The sequence below is a fragment of the Haloimpatiens lingqiaonensis genome (assembly GCF_901447495.1).
Classification (GTDB): Bacteria; Bacillota; Clostridia; order Clostridiales; family Clostridiaceae; genus Haloimpatiens; species Haloimpatiens lingqiaonensis.
The window spans coordinates 1-1,146 of the sequence record NZ_CABDWS010000177.1 but is presented as its reverse complement, the minus strand read 5'-3'; the positions used below and the strand labels follow the sequence as shown (position 1 = coordinate 1,146).

1 protein-coding gene is annotated in these 1,146 nt (G+C 28.8%); it reads left to right on the top strand.

Features of this window, described 5'->3' with window-relative positions:
* Positions 1-1,089 (top strand): transposase (locus FGK85_RS15165; RefSeq protein ID WP_138207994.1); only part of this gene is annotated, 1,089 nt, incomplete at its 5' end.
* Positions 1,090-1,146: the final 57 nt, after the last annotated feature.

Below are 1,146 nucleotides of genomic sequence, written 5' to 3'. Positions count from 1 at the left end.
TATGGTAAAGAACTAATTGTTATAGATGGTACTAAAGTAGAGGCTTCCGCATCTAAGAGAAAAAATTACAGCTTAAATAAGCTATCTAAAATGAAGGAAATAACTCAAAATAAAATTGAAGAATATATGCATGCAATAGAAATTAATGATGATTTAGATGAGAATAAAAATAAGGATTTTGATAAAGAAGCCATAGAGTCTGCTATAAAAACATTAGAAGAAAAATTGGAATACTACAAACAATTAGATACTCAAATAGTATTAAACGATGAAACTGAAATTAATTTTACAGATCCTGATGCTAAAACAGTAAAATTTGGAGCTAATCAAGGTACTGATTTGGGGTATAATGTTCAAGTAGCAGTAGATGCTAAAAATAAACTTATAGCTGCTTATGATGTTATTAATAATTCAGCGGATCAAGGTCAGTTGTTTAATATGAGTCAAAAAGCTAAAGAGGATCTTGATGTAGATTCTATAGAAGTTCTTGCAGATAAAGGGTACTTTCATACAGAAGATTTTATTAAATGCGCTAAAGAAAATATTGTAGCTTATGTGTCTAAACCAACGTATTCTAATGGCATAGGAAATCCAACATATTATACTGATAAATTCAAATATTTAAAAGAAGAAGATGCATATATTTGTCCTGACGGACAAACTTTACATTGTATTACAAAAAAAATTAATGCTAAAAAGAAAAGATATTGTAATTATGATGCATGTAGTAAATGCAGAAACAAATCTAAATGCACAAATTCATCCAAAGGCAGAACAATAACAAGAGGCGAAAATGAAAATATTACAGAAGCGGTTAACGAAAGAGTTAAGGAGAATAAAGCAAAATGTATGCTTCGACAAACAATTGTTGAACATCCTTTTGGAACATTAAAAAGGACAATGGGTTTTTACTACTTACTTTTGAGAGGTTTCAAAAAAGTGAGGGGTGAGATTAGTCTTGCCATTTTTACCTATAATTTAAAAAGAGTAATAAATATTCTAGGAGTTGAAAGGCTCCTAGGAGCCCTTCTTGCTAATATTTATATATATTTTCTGAGAAAGAACAAAAAGATTACTATAGTCGCTTAAAAAAGGAAATAAAGTTTCTAAGTAATCTTTTTATAAAGTTAATTTACGCACAATCTG